The following is a 23,260-nucleotide window of genomic DNA, read 5'->3' as shown; positions in this document are numbered from 1 at the left end:
CGGTGTTATATTATATCACAACATAGTAACCGCGAACCTTTAAGATAATGACAAAGTTAACATTAATTTCCTCTGCAGTTTTTTCTGTTTTATGTTCTCATTCAGCACTTGCTGCTACCGTTACCGGTAAAATAACAGACGATAAAAACCAACCTATTGAAAACGCAGCTGTACACGTACATGGTAAAGACCAAGGTGTAAAAACCAACGCACAGGGCGAATTTTCTATTGATGTAGACTCTCAAAGTCAATTGCATGTAAGTAAAGACAACTTTATAGACTCGCGTATTGCGGTAAATGAAAACTCAAACAATGTGACGGTGTCGCTTACCCCTACCTCGGTAGAAACCGTCGTTGTATATGCCTCTGCACTGCATAAAAATAGCTTAGAAATGATTTCGCCGGTGAGCGTTTTATCAGGTGATGAGCTTAAAAACAAATCAAAGGCGACCCTTGGCGAAACACTAAAGGGCTTACCAGGTGTTAATGCCAGTTACTTTGGTCCGGTATCATCAAGCCCTATTATCCGTGGTTTAGATGGCCCTCGCGTTAAAATTACCCAAAACGGTTTAGATGCCAGCGATGCATCGCGCATTGGTCCTGACCATGCAACCTCAAGCGACAGCTTAGCAGCGGAACAAATTGAAGTATTGCGCGGACCAAGCACCCTACTTTACGGCTCAGGCGCAATAGGTGGTGTGGTAAATGTGGTTGATAACCGTATTCCAACGAGCAATTTAGATGATTTAACCGGTGCTGCTGAATACAGCCATGACACGGTTTCTAACTCAAATACCGTGGCTGCAAAACTAGAAACCGGAAATGACGGATTTAACTTTCATTTTGATGGGACTAAACGCAGCGGCGATGACTATGAAACGCCTACATTTAACATTACAGATGAAGATGGTGATGTTGAAACTCATAACTCTGTAGAAAACACTTTTATTGATAGCGACACATTTAATGTGGGTACGAGTTATGTGGGCGATCATTTAACGGTTGGCTTTTCTTACGGTAGCATTGAAACCGATTACGGTATTCCTGGGCATGAGCATCATGATCATGACCATGAAGGTGAAACCGAAGAAGAACACGATGAGCACGCAGATGAAGAGGAAGAAGAGTCTGTTTATGCACATCTAGAGCAAGATCGTTGGCAAGGCCTTATAAGCTATGCGCTCGATAACAACTGGATTGAAAATATTAATCTTCGTGTTGGCTACACTGATTACAAACACAGTGAAATTGAAGACGGTGAAATTGGCACCACCTTTAAAAATGAAACAACCGAAGCACGCTTAAATGTAGAGCACAAGTTAGCGCAGTGGCACGGTATGATGGGCTATCATTATAGCGAATCGGACTACGACGCAATTGGCGAAGAAGCATTTACTCCTGCAAGTGTGACCACTACACATGCGTTATATCTACTTGAAGAACGTGAGTTTGGTGATGTTACACTAGAGCTTGGTGCGCGTATTGAAGATTACGAAATAACAAGCACAATTACCGAAAGCGAGCACGCACATGATCACGATGAAGAAGAAGATCATGACGAAGGCGAAGAAGAAAGCATTGCATACAGCGAAAGCTTTACTAATGTAAGCGCCTCTGCCGGTGCTATTTGGCAATACACACCAGGGCAAAGCGTAGCACTTAGCTTATCTCACTCTGAGCGTGCGCCCCTTTCTGCTGAGCTTTTATCAAACGGATTACACATTGCTACAGGTACTTACGAGCTAGGCCTTGGCTATCATATTGAAGATAACGAGGTTCACTTTGAGCCAGAAGACATTAAACAAGAAAAATCGACCAATTTAGATTTTAGCTTTAGACGTTTTAGCGGTGACTTTGGTTACACAGTTAATTTTTTCTATAACGATATTAAAAACTTTTATTATCAACAAAACACTGGATTAGTTTACGACGAAGAAGATGGTTTAGAGTCTGCAATTGGCGCTCATGATGGTGCGGTTGCCGTATATCAATTTGCCAGCAAAGATGCTGAACTCTACGGTGTAGAATTTGATGTACACTATCAAATTGACCCTAATGCCATGGTTAAAGTATTTGGTGATTCAACACGCGCTAAGCTAAAAGACGACGAAGGTAACTTGCCGCGCATACCAGCAAATAAATTAGGATCTGAATTACAATACAATGTAGGCGATTTACAGCTAACGCTCACAGGTACGCACTACTTTGAGCAAGATAAAATTAGCGCCTATGAAACTAAAACCGACGGCTACACAATTGTTGATGCACAAGCTAATTATCAGTTAAGTTTAGGCGCTATAGATACGCAGTTATACTTAAATGTAGATAACATTACAGACGAACTTGGCTTTGTTCACAGCTCGTTTATAAAAGATAAAGCCCCACTACCTGGTAGAAACTTCCGCTTTGGTATTAGAGGTTATTTTTAATAACGCTTTGGTATTTATTTAGTTACTTTTAAAGCCGCATTTTATATGCGGTTTTTTTATGCCTACTCATTTAATTAACTAGGTTATTTACTTGTTGTAATAGCGTTTGTAGCGCAGGTAGCAAGTTTATCTTTCCCCCAAAATAACGCACTTAATTATGCGGATTGGCCTAAATTATTAACGTTTTATAGCTTGGTATTAAAACCACAAGACACAAAAAAGCCGCGGTCAAGACCACGGCTTTTTAAATACTGACTTAATAACTAAATTAAGAAAGGATTTCGTGTAGCTCAACGTCAAATACAAGCGTTGAGAAAGGTGCAATAGCAGCACCTGCGCCACGTTCACCATAAGCAAGCTCATGAGGAACGTAAATACGCCATTTAGTGCCTACTGGCATCATTTGTAAAGCTTCAGTCCAGCCTTTGATCACGCCACCTACTGGGAATTCAGCTGGTTGACCTCGCTCGTAAGAGCTATCAAATACTGTACCGTTAATTAATGTACCGTGGTAATCAACACGTACTGTAGACTCAGCAGTTGGCTTTTCGCCTTCGCCTGTTGCTAGTACTTCGTATTGTAAACCAGACTCGGTAACAGTGATTTCAGGACGCTTAGCGTTTTCTTCTAAGAATGCAATACCTTCAGCAGAAAGTACTTTTGCTTCTTCTTCACGACGCGCTTGGATCTCTTCGTTAATTTTTTCAAATGCAGCTTGGATCTCAGGGATCTCAACTTGAAAAGCGCTACCAGCGTACGCATCTTTCATGCCTTCAAATACTGAATTTAGGTTTAAGCCTTCAAAAGGGTTAGACTTAAGTTGCTCACCCATTTGTAAGCCAATACCGTAACTTGCTTTTTCAGCATCTGTAGTAAAATTATCTGACATAATGTGTTTTTCACGTTTTGTTAGTTAAAAGACGCGTACATGCTAACATAAAATAAAACCGGTTTGGGGCTAGTTTTTACTGTGTTTTACCTTAATTTTGCCAACTATGTAGCTACAAAGGGGTAAACTGAATAAAAATCCAACAAGCAATGGCCACGCTAGTAAACCGCCACTGCCAAACAGCACTAATGGCACTAATACTAAACCAACTAAAGCAATAAAAGCTGCGCCAATGACAGGCCAATGCGTATCGTATTTAGTAATAAGATGCGCAGTTAATACGTTAAAGCCAATACCATACACAAAGGCGGTGATAAGCGTTGCGTCTGGTTGTGCATCTGCTGCCATTTTTATTAATAAATTAATCGCGCTTTGATAACAGTAGCCAAATACAATCCACAGTAGTACATGCTTTATTAAGCGCTGGGATGTTGTAAGGTTTGCTTCTTTTGACATTTATTAAACTCCACAAAGCAAAAAACCGCCCATAAGGCGGTTTTTTTAAATAATGGTGGAGAGATAGGGATTTGAACCCTGCCGGTTTTCAAGACCGGTGCATTCGACCACTCTGCCATCTCTCCGTACGGCGCGAATAATAGGGGGTATTGAGCAACTTGTAAAGACCTAAATGTAAATAATTAGCTAAAAACAGCATTTGGTTCAAAAAATCACCACAAATAGCTAAAAACCTAGGTTGCGCGTTACCCTATTAATAATATTGCTTTGGTCTGCGTGCAATCCACGAACAAATTAAGCACAGTAATAAACTAAGTGCTAAAAATGTAACGCTTTGAAATATTAAATCAAAACGGTTTAAATCATCACTTGGTACAACCACAAATAAAAATGCAGGTAATACACTAAGCAATAACACATAAAAACAAATTTTAAAGGCCCGACCAAAATCAAACCTTTTAGACTGCTGCATCCACCAGGTTAATAAAACAAGCATTCCCATAGCAGAGCCAGCTATAAAATGTGCAGTATTCGTGCTCATTGCCACATAAAGTGTAATAAAAGCACCCACTATTCCCCAAATTGACCATGCCAGCCAATTCTCTTTTTCTTGTAAAAATAAATTTCCCATCGTTTTCGTCTTCTTTATCGTTATTTTTATTAAGACTTTCCATACTTTAACAAAAAACAACCGATTAAAAAACAAACTGAAGAAGAAAAAGTTAACCTATATTGCTTCCGTGCGCTTCTCACAGCTAAATCAAAAAAGGACGAGCCTAACAGCAGCAACCTTAATGCTATATGACTGCGCAGAACTGCAATAGTTCATTATTTATTATAAATAAGTGAAGTAATCATCTGGTTTATGCTTAGCTGCCTTTTTGCACTCAATCTCTGGGGTGCCTAAATATAAATACCCAACAATTTCATCTTGTTCGTCTAAATTAAGGGCATTTTTGACTGCTGTGCTTTGTGCAAAATACCCTGTACGCCATACACCACCTAAACCTTGTGCAAATGCGGCTTGTTGCATGGCAAGTACACTGCAACCGGCGCTTTGTACTTGCTCAATACGCGGCACTTTTGGATGGGCTTGATACTTAGCAATAGCAATAATGATCATCGGTGCGCGCAGCACAAGCTCTTTTGCGCGTTTAATCACTTTTTCTTCTTGCTGCTCAGCAACGGCGCTTTGATGGTATATCTCACCTAATTTATGGCGGGCATCACCTTGAACGACAATAAACTGCCAAGGCGCAATGCATCCGTGATCAGGCACCCGTAACGCGGCTTGCTTTATTATATCGAGCTGCTCTGAATTTGGCCCTGGGGCGGTTAATTTAGCGTCAGATTGGCGGGTTAGTAAAAGCTCAATAGCATCCATAGTGTACTCTCATAATTCAAAACGTTAGAGTACCATTTATGCCTTTAAAAAATAAACTCTGCGTAATTATCAATTTTATTAAAACCCTCATTATTCTCTCGTCTTAAAGCGCCCTTACTGCGTAAACAATATTCATATACCACTGTATAAATCCGAGAGAGGCGCTATGCGTTTAACACACGTTACAAACAAAAAGGGCGTATAAAAAATATTTATACGCCCTTTTTAAACCAATTTGTTTGCTACTCTTTTACTACTGCACGCCTTAACCAATAATCAACACTAACATAGCGACCGCCACCTACAAAAAACAAGCTAAGTAACATGGCAAAATAAATAGCAGAAAATTCAATACCGTTATTTATTATGGAAGGTTTACCTTTTTCATATAAGTAATCAGTAAATCCGTGCTCTTCAACTATGCCCCTAATTTTACCTATACGTTCTTGTACTTCTAGTGAGTTTTCTAGGCTTTCTTTAGCCCCTGGAATTGATAACCAATCAAGTACTTGAGCTGAACTGGTTGTAGGGTTTGATGGCGCTATAGCAAACCAACCATTATGCCAATGCACAGTTGTTGCTGCCACCACCATTGTAAACATCAGCGGAATGCTTACTAAGCGGGTAAATAGCCCAAAGAGTAAAAACCACCCACCTAAAAATTCACTCCAGCCTGCTAAAAAGGCAAGTAAGTCTGGAAATGGTAAACCTAAACCCCATTCACTATTGCCAAACCATTGCACAACGCTTGCATCAGCAAGAAAATAGCTAAAAAAGCCGTCGGTTTCTCCACTTAGGGCTAATTTATTAAAGCCCGCAATAATCATTACGGGGGCTAAAATTAAGCGAAAAAGTAACGCAGGTAATCCGTCGGCATACGATAGATTACCCATGATTTTATTATACAAACGAAATAATTTACTCATGTGTGGCCTGCTTTGTCAGTGTTTTAAGTTATGGACTCTATACACACAAGACCTGAGGGCACTGTAAATTATTTCATTTTATTAACACTGTTAAATGGCTCTGGCCACTTGAAGCGCTTCAAAAATTGCACGCTTTGCATCAATTGCTGCTGCTAATTTAGCACCACCAATAACATGTACCTTTGCATTTTCCCGGTGTTGCTCAAGCACTTCATTATTAGAAACCTGCCCTATACACGCAATAACCGTATCAACCGGCAGTACTTGTTTTTCTCCGGCAACAGTAACTGTAAGGCCATTTTTATCAAAACTGTGGTACTGGCAATCAGCAATTTGTTTAACACCATGTTGCTTAGCAACTTGACGATGTATCCAGCCTGTGGTTTTTCCAAGCCCGCTACCAAAGCGCCCTGCACTGCGTTTTAGCATGTATAATTCTCGCTCATCTTTGTGCGGCTCTGCCTCGCACTCAATACCCCACTGCTTTTTAAACTCAGGAATAGATTGCGATTTATGCTCACTTAAAAAAGCAACCATATCAAAGCCAATACCGCCGGCACCTAAAATGGCTATTGATTTGCCCAGTTCGACCTCACCGCGTATAACTTCATCATAAGCAAATACACGCTTAGAGTCTGCGCATTCAATTGCAGCTTCACGCGGGCGTACACCTGTGGCAAATACGATGTCATCGTATTTTTGTAACATTGCATCATCGTAGGCTTTACCAAGCTCTACATTTACGTTGAGCCTTTCAAGTTCATTAGTAAAGTAGCTAAGCGTATGATTAAAGTCTTCTTTACCTGGAATTTGCATAGCTAGATTAAATTGGCCACCCATTTGTGTTTTTTGATCGATAAGCGTTACTGTATGCCCTTTTTCAGCCAAATAACAACTTGCCGAAAGCCCAGCAGGGCCCGCGCCAACAACTAATACATTTTTAGCTTTAGCAGCTTTATCTAACGGGTAATCAAGTTCAAAGGCGGCTTGTGGATTAACTAAACAGGTTGCACGTTTATTTTTAAAAACGTGGTCTAAACAGCCTTGGTTACAGCCGATACAAATATTTATTTGTTTAGTTTGCTGATTTTGATATTTGTTAAAAAACTCCGGATCGGCCAATAAAGGGCGCGCCATTGAAATTAAATCGGCTTCATTATCGTTAAGGATTTGGTTGGCTATATCCGGCGTATTAATACGGTTTACAGCTATAACAGGTACATTCACCACTGACTTTAATCGTTTTGAAGCTTCTTTAAATGCTCCAGGAGGCACCATACTGGCGATTGTTGGCACGCGTGCTTCATGCCACCCAATGCCAGTATTAAAAATATCAACACCGGCCTGCTCAAGTGCTTTTGCCTGAATAGTGACTTCATCAGAGGTTGAGCCATTCGGGATTAGGTCCATAACAGATAATCTAAAAATAATTAAAAACGTATCAGATACTTTAGCCCTTACGGCTTTAACTATTTCAAGCGCTAATCGCATTCTATTTTCTAGGCTGCCACCAAATTCGTCATCGCGCTTATTGGTATGTGGCGCCATAAATTCATTAATTAAGTAACCTTCAGAGCCCATTACTTCAACACCATCGTAACCTGCTTTTTCTGCCATATAGGCAGAGTGCGCAAAGTCTTTAATGGTTTTTTTAATCGAGCCTAACGACATTTGTTTAGGTTTGTATGGATTTATAGGCGCTTGAATAGCGCTCGGGGCCTGGTTAAACGGATGATAAGCGTATCGACCAGCATGTAAAAGCTGCAAACATATTTTTCCGCCATGTTTATGAACGGCGCCTGTGTATGCACGGTGTTTAAATACATCATAATAGCTGTTAAATGATGAAGAAATAGGCGTTAATTTACCGCGCAAGTTAGGGCTGTAGCCCCCGGTAATGATCATGGCCGTGCCGCCTTTAGCACGCGCCTCGTAAAAAGCGCTTAACCTTTTGCGGTTGTGCCAGCCCTCTTCAAGGCCTGTATGCATTGAGCCCATTACCAAGCGGTTTCGTAATTGTGTGTGTTTTAATTGTAATTGTTGTTCTAACATCCTGTGCCCCGTTAACTGGTCTAACCTGTATACATTAGCTAATTCTGCTTTAATGGCAAGTAATAAGCAATATGTGCCTGCATTTAATTAAAAATACTATTAAAAACGTATATTTATGTTACCTCATAAACACTTCGTTACGATTTAGCAGTTAAAATTATTTTTATTCTAGGCTAAGATGGAACTAATGTATTAGCTGTACCAAATTAAGGAGCTATTTTGATAGCAAAGGTATTTAGAGGTATTTGGGCTGGAATAAACTTTTCTCGTCGTTTAATACTCAACATTTTGTTTTTATTACTGGTTGTTGTATTTTTTATGTCGCTATCAAGCGATGACGATACAATAATAATAGAAGATGGCTCTGTACTTAGGCTTAATCTTAATGGGCCTATTGTGGAAGAAAAAACATATATAGACCCTGTCGAAGCAGCCATTAACGATGCTACGTCTAATTCAGAAGCACCTAGTGAAATTTTACTTGATGATGTAGTCAAAGTGATTGATGAAGCCACTAATGACGAGCGCATCAGCGTTATCTTACTAGATTTGCAAGAAATGCCGAAAGCCCACCTAAATAAGCTAAAGCGTATTACTAAATCGTTAGATGCCTTTAAGCAAGCGGGTAAAAAAGTGATTGCATCGGGCTACTATTACACTCAATCGCAATATTATATTGCTTCGCATGCCGATGAAATTGCAATGCATCCTTATGGTTCGGTAGCCATTGAAGGCTATGGAATGTATCCACTTTACTTTAAAGAAGCACTAGAAAAACTTAAAGTAACGCAGCATATTTTCCGTGTCGGTACGTTTAAGTCGGCGGTAGAGCCGTTTATTCGTAACGATATGTCTGAGGCTGCTAAAGAAGCAAACCGCGTTTGGCTTGGTGCATTATGGAGCGAATATAAGCAAGATGTTGCTGCGGTTCGCCCTTTTGATGAATCTAACTTTGACGAAACCATGGATGCTTACCTTGCTAAAATGAAGGCGGCAAATGGCGATGCAGGTAAATATGCACTTGACCATCAATGGGTCGACTCGCTTAAAACAACTCAGCAAATTCGCCAACAACTCATTGATTTAGTTGGCGCACAAGAAGACGGTAAAACATTTAAGCAAGTGTCTTTTCGTGAATACTTAAGCTTAGTTAAGCCCCCTATCGAATTTGATAACCCAATTACAGAAAAAGTTGCCGTAGTTGTTGCTAAAGGTACGATTGTTGATGGTGAGCGCAAAGCAGGTGAAATTGGCGGCGATTCTACCGCAGCACTACTTCGCAAAGCACGCCTTGATGATAAAGTAAAAGCGGTTGTTTTACGTATTGATTCAGGTGGCGGCAGCATGTTTGCCTCTGAGGTTATTCGCGCTGAAGTATTAGCACTTAAAGCCGCAGGCAAACCAGTAATCGCATCAATGAGCTCCGTTGCCGCATCTGGCGGTTATTGGATTGCCTCAGCAGCTAACGAAATTTGGGCAGCACCAAGTACTATCACCGGCTCTATTGGTGTGTTTGGTACATTTATGACTTTTGAAGATACTTTATCTGAAATTGGTGTGTACTCAGATGGTGTTGCAACGTCAGAAATGGCTGGATTTTCTATTACTCGCCCGCTTAATGAAAAAATGGCGCAAGTTATTCAAATGAGTGTTGAAGAAGCTTATAGCCGCTTTATAGATGTGGTTGCTGATGCTCGCAATATGACACCAGAGCAAGTTGATAAAATTGCACAAGGGCGTGTGTGGATTGCTTCACAAGCACAAGAGCTTGGCCTAGTTGATAAGCTTGGCGATAAACAAGATGCAATTGATGCCGCAGCGGCGCTTGCAAAACTTAATCACTACGAAGTGAAAACAATTAAGCAAGACCTAAGCCCACAAGAAAAAATGCTGCAAGATATTTTTGGCAGTGCATCCGTTAAATCTATGCTTGGCTTAAATACAGATACAGCCTCTGTTTTAGCCACTCAAGCTAATATTAATACGGTGATAAAGCGCCTAAGTAGTGAAGTAGCTGATCTGAAAGATTATAACGATCCGCAAGGTGTATACGCACGTTGTTTAGAGTGTAGCGTTGCACAATAAAAGTGCAGGTATTTACTCAAGCAGCTGTATTTAAAACAACTTAACGTTATACTAAGCCCAGTTTTTTTACTGGGCTTTTTTTATGAAACGTAAACGCATTTATATCGCATACACTGGCGGTACCATAGGTATGAAAAAATCGAGCCGTGGCTACATTCCGGCTGAAGGTTTTTTAACAGAAACAGTGGTCAATAACGCAGAATTTAACCGTGAAGAAATGCCCCTTTTTGATATTCACGAGTACTGCCCTTTAATCGATTCATCAGATATGTCGCCAGCGCATTGGCAACTAATAGCTGATGACATTAAAAGCAAATACCACGATTACGATGGTTTTGTGGTACTTCATGGCACCGATACAATGGCTTACACGGCCTCGGCCCTGTCGTTCATGTTCGAAAACTTAACTAAACCCGTTATTGTTACTGGCTCACAAATTCCTTTATCGCAATTACGCTCTGACGGCCAAGTTAACTTATTAAACGCCATGTTTTTAGCGGCTAATTACCCTATTGCTGAAGTGAGCTTATTTTTTAATAACCAATTATTTAGAGGTAATCGAGCCACGAAAGCACATGCCGATGGTTTTAATGCTTTTGCGTCTCCTAACCTAGAGCCTTTAGCGTTATCTGGAATTAATATTCAGCTAATTAAAGGTCAGCTAAGTCCTTATGTAGAAAACGAACTACAGGTAACCACCATTACACCTCAACCAATTGGTGTACTTTATTTATACCCAGGCATTAGTAAAGACGTGGTTAAAAGTTTGGTGAATGACAATATAAAAGCACTGGTATTGCTTAGCTTTGGCGTAGGTAATGCCCCACAAGACCCTGACTTTTTAGACGTGCTAAGTGAGGCAAGTAAACGCGGCATGGTTATTGTTAATTTAACGCAGTGTTTAAAAGGCCATGTAAATATGGGCGGTTACGCTACGGGTAACGCGTTATTAAATATTGGTGTAATAAGTGGCTACGATATGACGCTAGAGGCGTGTTTAACAAAGCTGCATTATTTGTTTAGCCAAAACCTAGAAATTGAAACGATTCGCCATTTAATGCAAGACAATTTACGCGGTGAATTAAGTCGCTAAATTTAGTGACCAAAACGCAAAAGGCACGCTAAATAGCGTGCCTTTATTATTTTATAAACGCGTTAATTATCTTACTTTCGCGTCTATACCCACTAAATCAGTTAAGTGGCACACTTCACCTGAGTGAGTTTTAATACCATGCTCACCAAAGTAATCACGCTGAGCTTGTACTAAATGCCCATTACTTGGTGTGGTTAATGTGGCTAAATACGTTTGTGTTGATGCAAGTACAGGGAACGCTAAGCCAGTCATTACAGCTTGCCCAGTTACTTTGCGAAGCGCATTAGATTCATTTTCAAGCGTATCAATGTATTCTACGCCTTGCGCTACGCTATCTAGGTAGTCAGCACGAATAATACAACCTGCACGCCATGTTTGCAGCGTTTTAGACAAGTCTACTTTCCACTGATGGGTACGAGATGCCCCTTTAATTAACGCTAAACCTTGGCGATACGCTAATAAACTCGCCAATGTAAAGGCATCTTTTAGCTCCTCAAGGTCAATATCAACCTTGTTTGTAGCTTTAGCGGCATACGTCATTTCTTGTGCAGCGGTAGTGTCACATACATTGGTTAAGTGGCGAGCTTGCACCGCAGCAACCAGTGAAGGAACAGCAATACCCAGTTCAAGTGCATTTTGCGCAGTCCACAGGCCTGTGCCTTTTGCGCCTACTTTATTATCAATTAAATCAACAAGCGGCTCTTGCTTGGTGTTTTCAAGAGATAAAATATGGCTAGAAATAGCAAGTAAGTAGCTATTTAAGTGACCGGTAGACCAGTCATCAAAAATTTCAGCCACTTCTTTTGGTGAGCGACCTGTGCCAATACGAAGTAGTTGATACACTTCAGCAATAAGCTGCATAATTGCGTATTCAATGCCGTTGTGAACCATTTTTACAAAATGGCCACTGGCCGATTGACCAACGCGTGCAAAACACGACTCGCCATTGTAGCTAGCGGCTACTTTTTCAAACCACGGTTCGATACGCTCCCAACCGCCTTCTGAGCCACTTGCCATCATTGCAGGACCATGACGAGCGCCTTCGGCACCGCCAGAAATACCCATGGTGGCAAATTCAAATTTGTTTTGATACTTAAGTTTACGATTAATACCGTCTTTGTAGTTACTGTTACCACAATCTACAATCATATCGTTACATTGTACGCCAGCTTCAACAAGCTCATTACACACAGCATCAACCAGTTCGCCTGCAGGCACTAATAATAAAATAGAGCGAGGTGCTTCTAAACGCCTTACCATGTCTCCTAAATCAGAAACAATATGAAGTCTATCGGCCATGCCTTGCGATTTAGCACAACTTAATAACTCTTCACCCGCATGTGGATTTTTATCATATGCGACTAACGTTATGCCTTTTTCAATCATGTTTAAGGCAATATTTTTGCCCATAACGCCTAACCCGACTAATGCAACTTGCATTTAGTGTCCTCCTCGGTAACAACTATTTGGTTAGTAAACTAAGTAATTCATTAAATAATACCGCGTGCATTATACTCATACCGTCATAAAATGCGAACGTTGAGCTAATACAGCATGCTTTTTTATTACGCTATTAAAAAGCACTGCAATTGTATCAAATATAAGGGCTGTGCGGTTACAAATACTCTGCGTATTTTGAATTTAAGATCATTGACGGATTTTGACACCGGTGTCATAATGATGACATATTCGTTTTGTATAAAATAGTGGCAATACTAACTAGTTTGCCTATAACTAAAAATGTTTATACATAAGTTATAAGTATTTTGAAGTCACAAAATAACCGTCAACCTGCTTACACATCTAAGCACACAGGAGAATTTGATGCTAAGACGCACAAAAATAGTCGCTACACTTGGGCCTGCAACAGATCGAGATAACAATCTAGAAAAAATTATTCGCGCTGGCGCTAATGTAGTACGTTTAAACTTCTCACATGGTGTTGCACAAGATCATAAAGACCGTGCACAAGCTGTACGCGAGATAGCCACAAAATTAGGTAAACATGTTGCTATCCTTGCAGACCTTCAAGGTCCTAAAATTCGTGTTTCAACGTTTAAAGAAGGTAAAGTAAACCTTGAAGTAGGCGCTAAATTCACCCTAGATGCAAAAATGGAAAAAGGTGAAGGCGACGTAAACGCGGTAGGTATTGATTACAAAGAATTACCACAAGATGTAAGCCCTGGCGATTTATTACTATTAAACGATGGCCTTATTCAACTAACCGTTGAGCAAGTAGAAGGTCACTTAGTGCACTGCTCGGTTACCGTAGGTGGTGTATTATCAAATAATAAAGGCATTAACCGTTTAGGCGGTGGTTTAACAGCCCCTGCGTTTACAGAAAAAGACAAAGAAGATTTAATCACTGCAGCTGAAATAGATGTTGATTACATTGCAGTATCGTTCCCACGCAGTGGCGATGATATGCGTTATGTACGCTCTTTAGCAGAAGCTGCAGGTTCTAAAGCACAACTACTTGCAAAAATTGAACGTGCAGAAGCCGTAGAAACACAAGAAGCCGTAGATGACATTGTTTTAGCATCAGACGCTGTAATGGTTGCTCGTGGCGATTTAGGTGTCGAAATTGGTGATGCTGCGCTAATGGGTAAACAAAAACTCATTATTCGTCGCGCTCGTTCATTAAACCGTACTGTTGTAACTGCAACACAAATGATGGAATCGATGATCGATAACCCTATGCCAACACGCGCAGAAGTTATGGATGTGGCAAATGCGGTACTTGATGGTACTGATGCAGTTATGCTTTCAGCAGAAACCGCTGCCGGTGATTACCCTGAAGAAACGGTCGCTACAATGGCACGTGTTTGTTTAGGTGCAGAATCGCAAAAAGAAACCCATGTATCTAAGCACCGTTTAGACAGCCGTTTTTCTAACAATGCAGAATCTATCGCGCTTTCAGCTATGTACGCTGCTAATCACTTAGATTCGGTTAAAGCCATTGTTACCTTAACTGAGTCAGGTAGTACCGCTAAACTTATGTCGCGTATCAGCTCTGGTTTACCTATTTACTCGCTTTCACGCCATGCAAGCACGCTAGGCCAAACAGCGCTTTATCGTGGTGTTTACCCTGTGTTTTTTGATTCTACAAAAACTGAAAAAGACGGAATGGTTAAAGCCGCACTTGATACCCTTGTAGCGCAAGGTTCATTACACTCTGGTGATACAGTAATTATTACTCACGGTGACTCTATGGAAACTGTGGGCGCAACGAACACAATGAAAATTGTAACTGTTGCGTAATTTCTGCCTTATATAAAAAATGCGAGCTTAGCTCGCATTTTTTATGCCTGTAAAATACCAAACTAGCTGGCTAGTGCAGCTTTTACTTTATCGCGGTAGCTTCGGCTTACTTTAAGCTCTTGTCCGTTTTCAAGCACTAATAAATACTCACCGCTTACTTGTGTAACCAGCTTGCTTATTTGTTTTGTATTTACAATTGCACTGCGGTGAACGCGCACAAACAAATGTGGGTCGAGCTCTTGCTCAAGCTCTTTCATTGTTTTGCGCAAAATATGTGTTTGCCCATCTTGGCAATGTAAACACATATAATCGCCGGCGGCATCAACCCACTGAATTGTCGCAACCGGGACACGAATAATTTCACCCTGCTCTTTTACCGCCAGTGATTCTGGGTAACGTTTGTCGGTTAGGGTATCGCCTGTGGCTAATTTTTTAAGTATTTCTTCACAGTTATTACCTGTAATACCGGCAACAAAACTCGCTAGTTTTTTCTTATGGGCGTTGTCTTGCTGTGTTTTTAAGTAACTATGCACTTTTTCTACCGCCTGTTTTAGTCTGTTATCGTCAACGGGTTTTAAAATGTAATCCAAAGCATGTATTTCAAATGCCTTTACTGCAAATTGATCAAATGCAGTAACAAACACAATCGCGGGTAACGCTTTAGTGCTTTCGCTTAAGGCACGGGCAACTTCAAAGCCATTCATTCCTGGCATTTGTATATCTAAAAAAACTAAGTCTATTGGGTGCTCTTTACATGCTTCTATTGCATCAGAGCCTGAACTACACAGTTTAATTACTTCTATATCAGTATATTCTTCAAGTCTTACTGCTAAGCCCTTTCTTGCTAATGGTTCATCATCAACAATGATGGTTTTAATTTTAGTCATTTCTTCACAGCCTTCTCAAACGGTACTCGCAGATTAACTTTCAATCCACTTGGCGTATTATGTGATAATACAAACGAATAATTATTTTCATAGAGCGTTTTTAATCTGTCTTTGGTATTTGCCACCCCTACCCCTTGTGCATTTACAAGTTGTCCGTCTATTAGTTCGGTACCGGGGCCATTATCACCTACTTCAAGTAGTAGCTCGTTGGCAAAAACCTGTGCTTTTATGTCTATCACACCGCCTTGTGACATATGCGCAATGGCGTATTTAATTGCGTTCTCAATTATCGGTTGCAAAATTAAGCTTGGCACAAGTGCCTCTTTTGCTTGCTCGCTTACATCTACATTTACTTTTAAGCGCTCATCAAATCTAACCCGCTCTATTTCTAAATACAGCATTAATGCGTGTAGCTCTTGCTCTAAAGGCACTTTTTTAATGGGATCGGTATTTAGTGTATAACGCAAAAAGTCACTTAACCTTGCCACCATTAAGTTAGCATCTTTGTTTTCTTTTACCAAAACTAATGTAGAAATAGCATTAAGCGTATTAAATAAAAAATGCGGGTTAAGTTGATATCTGAGCATTTTTAATTGCGCTTCATGGGCCATTGTAGTTGCTTTAAGCGCTTTTTGTCGCTCACTTTGTAATAGCTGGTAATACTTTATGCCAAAGTATAAGCCACTCCAACATAAAATTATGTAAACAGAGTCTAAGCCATGCTGTAAATAATAAAACCAATCTTCTGGGCGATAACCATGGCGGTATATTTCCCATAAATTAAATTTTTGTACAATTGCCCACAATGTACCTGTAATGTACGAGGCACCAAATACAACCACCATTAATATCCACGGCGAAGCATTCCAGGTTTTTCTGTAAATATAACGAAGTGGGACTGTCATTAAACAGCCCGCATAGGCATTTAATAATATAACGAACACGTAAATATCACGCATTTCAAATACTTTAGAGCCGATATAATTTACAAGCGCATAACCAATCCAGCCTGCAATTTGCAATAGCCAAAAAAAGCGTTGCCTGTTATCAACTAAAGATTGCCAATTCAAAATAAAATACAACTCCGTATAAGTTAGCCAATAAGTTAAAATTACGTTAGCTAATTTAACCACTGGTTTGGTTATTATATCGATTATTACAAAGTGTTAGCAGTACCAACTGTCTTAATTTTTAAGAGCCTTACCGCAAAGTTAAGCCAATAAAAAAGCGAAAGGCTTTAACCTTTCGCTTTTAAAATGCCGATTCAATCAGCTCGTATGGGCAAAGCCACCTTATAAACTAAGCAAGTTTATCAGAGGCTACTTTATAAGTTGGGTCTTCAATTACGTTTACCTCAACTAAGTCACGCGCTTTGTGTAGCAGCTGCTTACAGTCTTTACTTAAATGACGTAAGTGAAGCTGTTTACCTGCTTTAGTGTACTTATCAGCTAAGCTGTCGATGGCTTCTATGGCACTGTGATCCGCAACACGGCTGTGTTCAAATTCGATAATTACATCTTTAGGGTCGTTTTTAACATCGAATAACTCAGAAAAGTTTTTAACTGAGCCAAAAAATAACGGACCGTGAAGCTCGTAAACTTTAGCACCTTGCTCATCAATGTAATTAGTTGTGTAGATATGTTTTGCATGATTCCAAGCAAATACCAAGGCAGAAACAATAACACCCACACACACGGCAATCGCTAAATCGGTTACTACGGTTACGCCAGATACCAATACAATTACAAAGGCATCAGACAGTGGTACGCGCTTCATCATTTTAAAGCTTGCCCATTCAAACGTACCAAGTACAACCATAAACATAACACCTACAAGCGCAGCCAGTGGGATCATTTCAATTAAACTTGAAGCAAATATAATAAATGCAAGCAGCATTAGTGCAGCACTTATACCCGACAAGCGCGAGCGTCCGCCCGAATTAATATTGATCATTGATTGCCCAATCATGGCACAGCCACCCATTGCGCCAAAAAAACCACAGGTTACATTAGCAGCACCTTGGCCAATACACTCTTTATTTGAGTGACCACGGGTTTCGGTAATTTCATCAATCAAGCTAAGCGTTAATAACGACTCAATTAAACCAATAGCCGCTAAAATTAATGCATACGGAAAAATTATATAAAAAGTTTCCAGGGTAAATGGAACCATAGGAATGTGAAATTCAGGTAAGCCGCCAGCAATGGTAGCCGCTTCATTACCTGTCATCCCTTTTAGGAAATCAAGTACAGTGCGCGAGTCTAAATCAAGGCCTATTAGTAACGCGGTTACCGTTACAATAGCCACTAAAGAAGAAGGCACTGCAGTGGTGAGCTTAGGTAAAAAGTGAATGATAGCCATAGTTAATGCAACTAAACCTAACATGATGTAAAGCGGGTTACCCGTCATCCATTGCTGGCCACCTGCGCCATCTGGCACTTTAAACTGCCCTAGTTGCGCTAAAAATATTACTATCGCTAATCCATTAACAAAGCCGAGCATAACTGGGTGAGGGACCATGCGAATAAACTTACCGAGCTTAAATATCCCCGCGAGTATTTGCAGTATTCCCATCAGCAACACCGTGGCAAATAAATACTCAACACCGTGATCAAGTACCAAACTTACCATTACAACAGCTAATGCACCGGTTGCGCCCGAAATCATACCAGGGCGGCCACCAAAAATAGCCGTAATTAAACCAACGATAAACGCGGCGTAGAGACCAACTAAAGGTTCGACATTTGCTACAAAAGCAAACGCAACAGCTTCTGGAACTAAAGCAAGTGCTACAGTTAAGCCAGATAAAATATCGTTTTTAGCAGAGCTAGGCGCTTTGCTGAGTAAGTTAAACATTGAGTTCCTCAGGGGGTTATTAGGTTAGGATCGAAAAAGCGCTAAATGTTACCAAATTAGCGCTCATTTAACAATTCGCACACACCGTTATTAGCTTTCTTAGTATAGCTTAACTTTGTGTCGTTTATTTTATAGAGGAAGAGATGTACTGCGTTTTACACATGTCATGGTTACGTTAGAGTGTACCTCTTGAACGTATTCTAAGCTGAGTAAATTGTCACGTACAAAGTGCTCATAGCCTTCTATACCTTGTGAGATTATACGCAGCATAAAGTCCATGGTGCCGGCCATTGTGTAACATTCTGTCACTTCGTCATAGCTCATAATTAGCTTTTCAAATTCAGCTAAGTTTTTCTTGCCATGATTTGATAAGCGCACATGTGCGTATACAAGCATGTCAAAACCAAGCTTTTTCTCATCTAAAAGCGCAACTTTACTTTTGATATAGCCATCTTGTTCAAGCTTTGCAATGCGTCGCCAACAAGGTGATTGAGATAAGCCTACTTTGTCTGCAATTTCAGCAGTTGAAAGACTTGCGTCCTGTTGTAATAGTGCCAAAATTTGGCGATCTACGTGATTTAGAGACATTTTATTTCTTATTTATCTAATAAACTGGTTAAATTATACAGCCAATTTAAAATTCCGTCTGCAATAATTTTGCATTTTCATGGATTTTAATTAACCAAATTGGCCACTTACAAATGGATTAGTGCGTTTTTCGTGGCCTACAGTAGTATCTTCACCATGGCCAGCTAAAATACGCGTGTTGTCATCAAGTGTTAAAATATGGCTTTTAATAGACTCAATGAGCTGCTCTGTATTGCCTTTAGGGAAATCTGTACGCCCTACAGCACCTTTAAAAATAACATCGCCAACAATAACGCATTGCTGTTCAGGCTCATAAAACACAATATGACCCGGTGTGTGCCCGGGGCAATGCTTAACACTAAAGCTAAGTTTACCAAGCGTTAATACATCATTATGATTAAGCCAAATGTCAGGGTAAAAAGCATCAATAGCTGAAAAACCAAACATTTGTGCTTGCATAGGCAGGTTATCAAACCAAAATGAGTCATCTTTTTGCGGGCCAATAATTTGCATATTGTAGTGTGAGCGTAATTCATCGGCCGCACCTACGTGGTCTAAATGCCCGTGTGTAAGCCAAATAGCGCTCAGTACTAATTTGTGCTCACTAAGCGTGGCTATAATTTTTTGTGTATCACCACCTGGGTCTATCACCACAGCTTGCTTTGTTTCTGTACAGCTAATTATTCTGCAATTTTGAGAAAAATCAGTCACGGGTATCGTAATAACGTGCATATTAAATTTCTTTATCTTTTTGATCGGGAATAACGGCTACTTGCTCATATGACATTAAAATTGGGTATTTCAAATACGCTTCGTCATAAAACGGTGTATGTGAATATAACCAGTGCAAACGTGCATTGGCATCTTGCGCAAATGCTTTATCTTGAAGTTTTTTATCAAATTCGAGAGCAAGTTTTGGGTTGTCTTTAAGCATTTTCCTTGCGTAAGGGATTAACGCGTAGTTTTCCATGTACTCTGTTCGTTGAAAAATTGTATTAAACTCACCCCACGCAAAAAATGAATCAGGAGCCTCTGGGTGTAATAAATGAACCGCTAACTCCCCTGCTTTTTGCTGCGTATTTACTTGATACCATCCGTCTAAATCTACATTTATTGCTGGTACATAATCAAAACTTGCAGAGACTCTAAAGCGCCCTTCAAATGGGGCTTTGTCAAACGAGTAATCAAGTACCTTGGCAAGCTTTAAAGGTTGCGTATTCGCGCCTTTAAGTTTGTTTACTGACACCCCATGTAACTTAAGCTTTTCTATTATATCGCTATATACAGGCGGAACAAAAAACGCTTGGGGCACATCAACAACTCGTTCAACCTCTTTTTGCCAATAAATCGGTAAGTCAGTGTAGGTATAGGCTTTACCTAAATATTTAACCTCAGTTTGCCCCGAAAGCGCACTTACACTTGATGTGTATTCTACCCCTTTAAACTCACTAATCGTGTCTGCTTGTTTAGCATAACCTCGTTTAACAATTAGTTTCTCAGGTACAAATTCTTGCTCTTTTTTAACGGCGTTCGAAAGCTCATGACTGTACTGAGAAAGCGCGTTTATTGCCCCATCTAAAAATACATAGGTGCCTAATACGCGTTGTTGATAAGGTTTTAAAGAATGGTTTTCGACTAAAATTGTTGGTAATGATTTTAAATCGCCCCACCCGTTTGAAAAACGCGGTGTAGCCACCCAACCTGCAAGGCCTTTTTTAAAGTCGCGTTTATCCATAACAAATACCAATGGCCCAGGTATATGCCCTTGCTTTTGTAATGTTTCGTCAATAACCGGCTTTATATACTGATCTAATGCATCAGATATAGCAGGCGATTCGCTTGCAAATACAGGGTTATAACCATAGGTCACATCGTACTGATAATCGGCGCCATCGGTAACATGCACATCAATGTATAAGTTTGGGTTGTAATCATTAATAACCTTTAAAACACTTCTCACCTCTGGTGTATCTAACTTAGTGAAATCGCGATTAAGGTTTAGATTATTTGCATTGGTTCTAAAGCCCATTTTTTCAGGGCCGCGCTGATTTATGCGATTAAATGCGCTGCTGCGTTCATGCCCATCTACGTTTAAAATAGGAATAAAAAGTATGTTTACCTTTTTTAAAATATCACGGCGCTTACCGGTTGCAATATCGCGCAGCAACATAAACATGGCGTCTTTACCATCAATCTCACCTGCATGAATACCGGCTTGGATAAAAACGGTTGGCTTAGTGCTGTTGGCCATTTGCCCTGCTTCAAAAAAACCTTGTTCACTGGCAACCACCATTTTAATTGCGCGATTACTATTACTGTAGCCTATTATTTGAGACTGAAACTGCGTGGGATTTGCCGCTACAAGCCTATCTACAAACGCCATAGTATCGGCATAGTTTGGCGAGGCTTTGCCCTGAGATAACTCAAAATCAGTGGTTAACGGGCCTTGCTGCTGTAATAACGAAACGCTATCACCTTGCCAAGGAATAAGAGGCGGTAAATGACTGTTATCTGCCACAATTGCAGATAAAAATAACAGGCTTGCAAACATAGTTTTCTCTAACAAACGCTTTAATAAAATAAATTATACCAAGTAAACATAGCGATATTATAAAAGTGCGGTGATTCAACAAAAAAGAAAGCCCGTTTATACCCATGGACTCAATAAAGTGATTATTAAAGTAGTTAATTTTAAGGCTGGGGAAAAGTGTCAATAGCTTGCTAAAAAATTCGTTGTTTATACCAATCCGCTTAATTAAGTGATCTATTTTGAGAATGGATAAACGTGTTAATAGCTAAGGAAAACTTCGCTATTTAGTAGTTCTTAATGAGAGTTTTTTAACGCAGATAACGACACATTTAGCCCCACAAAATTATAAAGTATTATTGCGGGGGGATATTATTAAGCGAGTCTTAAATTACAGGCACAAAAAAAGGAGCCTAGGGCTCCTCTTTATTACTTATTTAAAAAAGCTTAAGCTGCCGCTAGACCTTCTTTTGCTTTTTCAACAAGCGCTGCAAATGCAACTTGGTCGTAAACAGCGATATCTGCAAGGATCTTACGATCGATTTCTACAGAAGTCTTTTTAAGACCATTGATAAAACGGCTGTAAGACAGACCATTTTGACGTGAAGCTGCATTGATACGTGCAATCCATAATTGACGGAAAGTACGTTTCTTAGCACGACGGTCACGGTAAGCGTATTGACCCGCTTTAGTAACTGCCTGGAAAGCTACGCGGTAAACACGTGAACGTGCTCCGTAGTAACCTTTAGCTTGCTTTAAAACTTTTTTGTGACGTGCACGTGCGACAACGCCGCGTTTAACTCTTGCCATTTCTAAAAACCCCTATTAAGCGAATGGTAACATACGTGAAACTAGACCATGGTCATTTTTATGAACCATCATCTTAGGACGTAGGTGTAACTTACGCTTAGAAGTTTTCTTAGTCAGAATGTGACGAAGATGCGCTTGTTTACGCTTGAAACCGCCAGAAGCAGTTTTCTTGAAACGCTTAGCAGCGCCTCTGTGACTTTTTAGCTTATAAGCCATTGCAATAACTCCAAATGTATTGCTTAAAAATTAGTAAGCAGGCGTGAGATATATTTCTATAGCTCCACTTTTAGGCCTAACTTACTGCCATATTCCGGTGAAAACCCAGCAAAAATGCCGCAATTTTACTTTAAAACCGGTTAGCACAGGTGAATATTTGCATATTACTTGGGTACCTGCGCTAAATTCGGTGCGTATTATCGCTTAAAAATTATTTTTTAGCAACAGGCGCCATCATCATAACCATTTGGCGGCCTTCAACACGATTTGGGAAAGACTCAACTACTGCAAGTTCTTCTAAATCAGCCTTAACACGGTTTAATAATTCGATACCAATTTCTTGGTGAGCCATTTCGCGGCCACGGAAGCGGATAGTAATCTTAGCTTTATCGCCAGCTTCTAAGAACTTACGTAAGTTGCGCAGCTTAACCTGATAGTCACCTTCATCCGTGCCAGGACGGAATTTGATTTCTTTAATCTGGATTTGCTTTTGCTTCTTCTTCTGCTCTTTTAGTTCTTTGCTTTTTTCAAAGATGAACTTACCGTAGTCCATAACCTTACAAACAGGCGGCTCAGCGTTTGGGCTAATCTCTACAAGATCAACACCCGCTGCATCAGCCATAGCTTGTGCGTCTTTTAATGACTGAATTCCAGCTTGTTCGCCTTCGATGTCGATTAAACGAACTTCTTGAGCTGTAATTTCTTCGTTAATACGATTTTTTTGAGCTGTTTGTTGCCCTTTCTTGCCGCCTCTAATGGTACGTTCCTCCAAGAATATCAATAATATAAGCGTGTAGTTGG

Annotated in this window: 20 protein-coding genes and 1 tRNA gene; 4 read left to right on the top strand and 17 right to left on the bottom strand. The window is 40.1% G+C overall.

The window, feature by feature from the left end; genetic code table 11:
• Window positions 1-47 precede the first annotated feature (47 nt).
• Entirely contained in the window at window positions 48-2,429 is a 2,382-nt protein-coding gene (locus AN395_RS06495; RefSeq protein ID WP_054982449.1) for a TonB-dependent receptor domain-containing protein, read from the top strand.
• A 268-nt stretch (window positions 2,430-2,697) separates the two neighbouring features.
• On the opposite strand, the gene AN395_RS06490 is transcribed toward AN395_RS06495, so the two are convergent.
• The 7 genes from AN395_RS06490 to AN395_RS06460 all read right to left on the bottom strand — a co-directional run bounded on the left by AN395_RS06490 (window position 2,698) and on the right by AN395_RS06460 (window position 8,136).
• On the bottom strand, window positions 2,698-3,318 hold the full coding sequence (locus AN395_RS06490; RefSeq protein ID WP_004587856.1) for an FKBP-type peptidyl-prolyl cis-trans isomerase: 621 nt from the start codon (window positions 3,316-3,318) through the stop codon (window positions 2,698-2,700).
• A 69-nt stretch (window positions 3,319-3,387) separates the two neighbouring features.
• Window positions 3,388-3,774, bottom strand: coding sequence for a hypothetical protein (locus tag AN395_RS06485; RefSeq protein ID WP_054982448.1), 387 nt, complete (start codon window positions 3,772-3,774; stop codon window positions 3,388-3,390).
• 53 nt (window positions 3,775-3,827) lie between these two features.
• Window positions 3,828-3,899, bottom strand: a tRNA-Ser gene (locus tag AN395_RS06480).
• Window positions 3,900-4,027: 128 nt separating this feature from the next.
• Complete coding sequence (locus tag AN395_RS06475; RefSeq protein WP_024034084.1) at window positions 4,028-4,405, bottom strand: hypothetical protein; 378 nt, start codon at window positions 4,403-4,405, stop codon at window positions 4,028-4,030.
• A gap of 204 nt (window positions 4,406-4,609) precedes the next feature.
• The gene (locus AN395_RS06470; protein WP_004587853.1) at window positions 4,610-5,158 is read right to left on the bottom strand and encodes an NAD(P)H nitroreductase; all 549 of its coding nucleotides are present in this window, start codon (window positions 5,156-5,158) and stop codon (window positions 4,610-4,612) included.
• A gap of 242 nt (window positions 5,159-5,400) precedes the next feature.
• Window positions 5,401-6,084 carry a DoxX family protein gene (locus AN395_RS06465; RefSeq protein ID WP_054982447.1) on the bottom strand — a complete coding sequence of 228 codons (684 nt, stop codon included), beginning with the start codon at window positions 6,082-6,084 and terminating at the stop codon, window positions 5,401-5,403.
• 90 nt (window positions 6,085-6,174) lie between these two features.
• Window positions 6,175-8,136, bottom strand: coding sequence for an FAD-dependent oxidoreductase (locus AN395_RS06460; RefSeq protein WP_054982446.1), 1,962 nt, complete (start codon window positions 8,134-8,136; stop codon window positions 6,175-6,177).
• A 219-nt stretch (window positions 8,137-8,355) separates the two neighbouring features.
• Between AN395_RS06460 and sppA the strand changes: the two genes are divergently transcribed.
• Window positions 8,356-10,221, top strand: coding sequence for a signal peptide peptidase SppA (sppA, locus tag AN395_RS06455; protein ID WP_054982445.1), 1,866 nt, complete (start codon window positions 8,356-8,358; stop codon window positions 10,219-10,221).
• A gap of 82 nt (window positions 10,222-10,303) precedes the next feature.
• Window positions 10,304-11,314, top strand: a complete 1,011-nt coding sequence (ansA, locus tag AN395_RS06450) for an asparaginase (RefSeq protein ID WP_024034079.1) — start codon at window positions 10,304-10,306, stop codon at window positions 11,312-11,314.
• Between the two features lie 66 nt (window positions 11,315-11,380).
• Here ansA and gndA read toward each other — a convergent pair whose 3' ends face one another.
• The gene (gndA, locus tag AN395_RS06445; RefSeq protein WP_024034078.1) at window positions 11,381-12,754 is read right to left on the bottom strand and encodes an NADP-dependent phosphogluconate dehydrogenase; all 1,374 of its coding nucleotides are present in this window, start codon (window positions 12,752-12,754) and stop codon (window positions 11,381-11,383) included.
• A 384-nt stretch (window positions 12,755-13,138) separates the two neighbouring features.
• Between gndA and pyk the strand changes: the two genes are divergently transcribed.
• On the top strand, window positions 13,139-14,575 hold the full coding sequence (pyk, locus tag AN395_RS06440; protein WP_004587847.1) for a pyruvate kinase: 1,437 nt from the start codon (window positions 13,139-13,141) through the stop codon (window positions 14,573-14,575).
• Between the two features lie 62 nt (window positions 14,576-14,637).
• On the opposite strand, the gene AN395_RS06435 is transcribed toward pyk, so the two are convergent.
• From AN395_RS06435 to infC, 9 genes are all read right to left on the bottom strand, one after another.
• Complete coding sequence (locus AN395_RS06435; RefSeq protein ID WP_024034076.1) at window positions 14,638-15,462, bottom strand: LytTR family DNA-binding domain-containing protein; 825 nt, start codon at window positions 15,460-15,462, stop codon at window positions 14,638-14,640.
• Window positions 15,459-16,532: a sensor histidine kinase gene (locus tag AN395_RS06430; RefSeq protein ID WP_024034075.1), complete on the bottom strand. Its 1,074-nt coding sequence runs from the start codon at window positions 16,530-16,532 to the stop codon at window positions 15,459-15,461. The genes AN395_RS06435 and AN395_RS06430 overlap by 4 nt, the downstream gene beginning before the upstream one ends.
• Window positions 16,533-16,761: 229 nt before the next feature.
• Window positions 16,762-18,318 carry a SulP family inorganic anion transporter gene (locus AN395_RS06425; protein ID WP_054982444.1) on the bottom strand — a complete coding sequence of 519 codons (1,557 nt, stop codon included), beginning with the start codon at window positions 18,316-18,318 and terminating at the stop codon, window positions 16,762-16,764.
• 129 nt (window positions 18,319-18,447) lie between these two features.
• Window positions 18,448-18,906: an Lrp/AsnC family transcriptional regulator gene (locus AN395_RS06420; protein ID WP_002960703.1), complete on the bottom strand. Its 459-nt coding sequence runs from the start codon at window positions 18,904-18,906 to the stop codon at window positions 18,448-18,450.
• Between the two features lie 90 nt (window positions 18,907-18,996).
• On the bottom strand, window positions 18,997-19,638 hold the full coding sequence (locus AN395_RS06415) for an MBL fold metallo-hydrolase (protein ID WP_054982443.1): 642 nt from the start codon (window positions 19,636-19,638) through the stop codon (window positions 18,997-18,999).
• A 1-nt stretch (window position 19,639) separates the two neighbouring features.
• The gene (locus AN395_RS06410; protein WP_054982442.1) at window positions 19,640-21,457 is read right to left on the bottom strand and encodes a M14 family metallopeptidase; all 1,818 of its coding nucleotides are present in this window, start codon (window positions 21,455-21,457) and stop codon (window positions 19,640-19,642) included.
• Between the two features lie 423 nt (window positions 21,458-21,880).
• Window positions 21,881-22,243 (bottom strand): 50S ribosomal protein L20, encoded by a 363-nt coding sequence (gene rplT, locus AN395_RS06405; protein WP_004587841.1) that lies wholly within the window; start codon window positions 22,241-22,243, stop codon window positions 21,881-21,883.
• A 15-nt stretch (window positions 22,244-22,258) separates the two neighbouring features.
• Window positions 22,259-22,459: a 50S ribosomal protein L35 gene (gene rpmI, locus AN395_RS06400; RefSeq protein ID WP_004587840.1), complete on the bottom strand. Its 201-nt coding sequence runs from the start codon at window positions 22,457-22,459 to the stop codon at window positions 22,259-22,261.
• Window positions 22,460-22,670: 211 nt separating this feature from the next.
• On the bottom strand, window positions 22,671-23,231 hold the full coding sequence (gene infC / locus AN395_RS06395) for a translation initiation factor IF-3 (RefSeq protein WP_024034072.1): 561 nt from the start codon (window positions 23,229-23,231) through the stop codon (window positions 22,671-22,673).
• Window positions 23,232-23,260 lie beyond the last annotated feature (29 nt).

The organism is Pseudoalteromonas sp. P1-30 (assembly GCF_001400005.1).
In the GTDB taxonomy this organism is placed as follows: Bacteria; Pseudomonadota; Gammaproteobacteria; order Enterobacterales; family Alteromonadaceae; genus Pseudoalteromonas; species Pseudoalteromonas atlantica.
The sequence above is the reverse complement of the archived record's forward strand: the minus strand, read 5'-3'. Positions and strand labels throughout refer to the sequence as shown.

Bases quoted from the DNA above. Each gene is read 5' to 3' on its own strand.
- AN395_RS06490 (WP_004587856.1), bottom strand. From the start codon at position 3,318: ATGTCAGATAATTTTACTACAGATGCTGAAAAAGCAAGTTACGGTATT.
- AN395_RS06470 (WP_004587853.1), bottom strand. From the start codon at position 5,158: ATGGATGCTATTGAGCTTTTACTAACCCGCCAATCTGACGCTAAATTA.
- AN395_RS06495 (WP_054982449.1), top strand. From the start codon at position 48: ATGACAAAGTTAACATTAATTTCCTCTGCAGTTTTTTCTGTTTTATGT.
- AN395_RS06485 (WP_054982448.1), bottom strand. From the start codon at position 3,774: ATGTCAAAAGAAGCAAACCTTACAACATCCCAGCGCTTAATAAAGCAT.
- AN395_RS06420 (WP_002960703.1), bottom strand. From the start codon at position 18,906: ATGTCTCTAAATCACGTAGATCGCCAAATTTTGGCACTATTACAACAG.
- AN395_RS06425 (WP_054982444.1), bottom strand. From the start codon at position 18,318: ATGTTTAACTTACTCAGCAAAGCGCCTAGCTCTGCTAAAAACGATATT.
- rplT (WP_004587841.1), bottom strand. From the start codon at position 22,243: ATGGCAAGAGTTAAACGCGGCGTTGTCGCACGTGCACGTCACAAAAAA.
- AN395_RS06465 (WP_054982447.1), bottom strand. From the start codon at position 6,084: ATGAGTAAATTATTTCGTTTGTATAATAAAATCATGGGTAATCTATCG.
- AN395_RS06460 (WP_054982446.1), bottom strand. From the start codon at position 8,136: ATGTTAGAACAACAATTACAATTAAAACACACACAATTACGAAACCGC.
- pyk (WP_004587847.1), top strand. From the start codon at position 13,139: ATGCTAAGACGCACAAAAATAGTCGCTACACTTGGGCCTGCAACAGAT.
- AN395_RS06435 (WP_024034076.1), bottom strand. From the start codon at position 15,462: ATGACTAAAATTAAAACCATCATTGTTGATGATGAACCATTAGCAAGA.
- rpmI (WP_004587840.1), bottom strand. From the start codon at position 22,459: ATGGCTTATAAGCTAAAAAGTCACAGAGGCGCTGCTAAGCGTTTCAAG.
- AN395_RS06475 (WP_024034084.1), bottom strand. From the start codon at position 4,405: ATGGGAAATTTATTTTTACAAGAAAAAGAGAATTGGCTGGCATGGTCA.
- AN395_RS06410 (WP_054982442.1), bottom strand. From the start codon at position 21,457: ATGTTTGCAAGCCTGTTATTTTTATCTGCAATTGTGGCAGATAACAGT.
- ansA (WP_024034079.1), top strand. From the start codon at position 10,304: ATGAAACGTAAACGCATTTATATCGCATACACTGGCGGTACCATAGGT.
- gndA (WP_024034078.1), bottom strand. From the start codon at position 12,754: ATGCAAGTTGCATTAGTCGGGTTAGGCGTTATGGGCAAAAATATTGCC.
- AN395_RS06415 (WP_054982443.1), bottom strand. From the start codon at position 19,638: ATGCACGTTATTACGATACCCGTGACTGATTTTTCTCAAAATTGCAGA.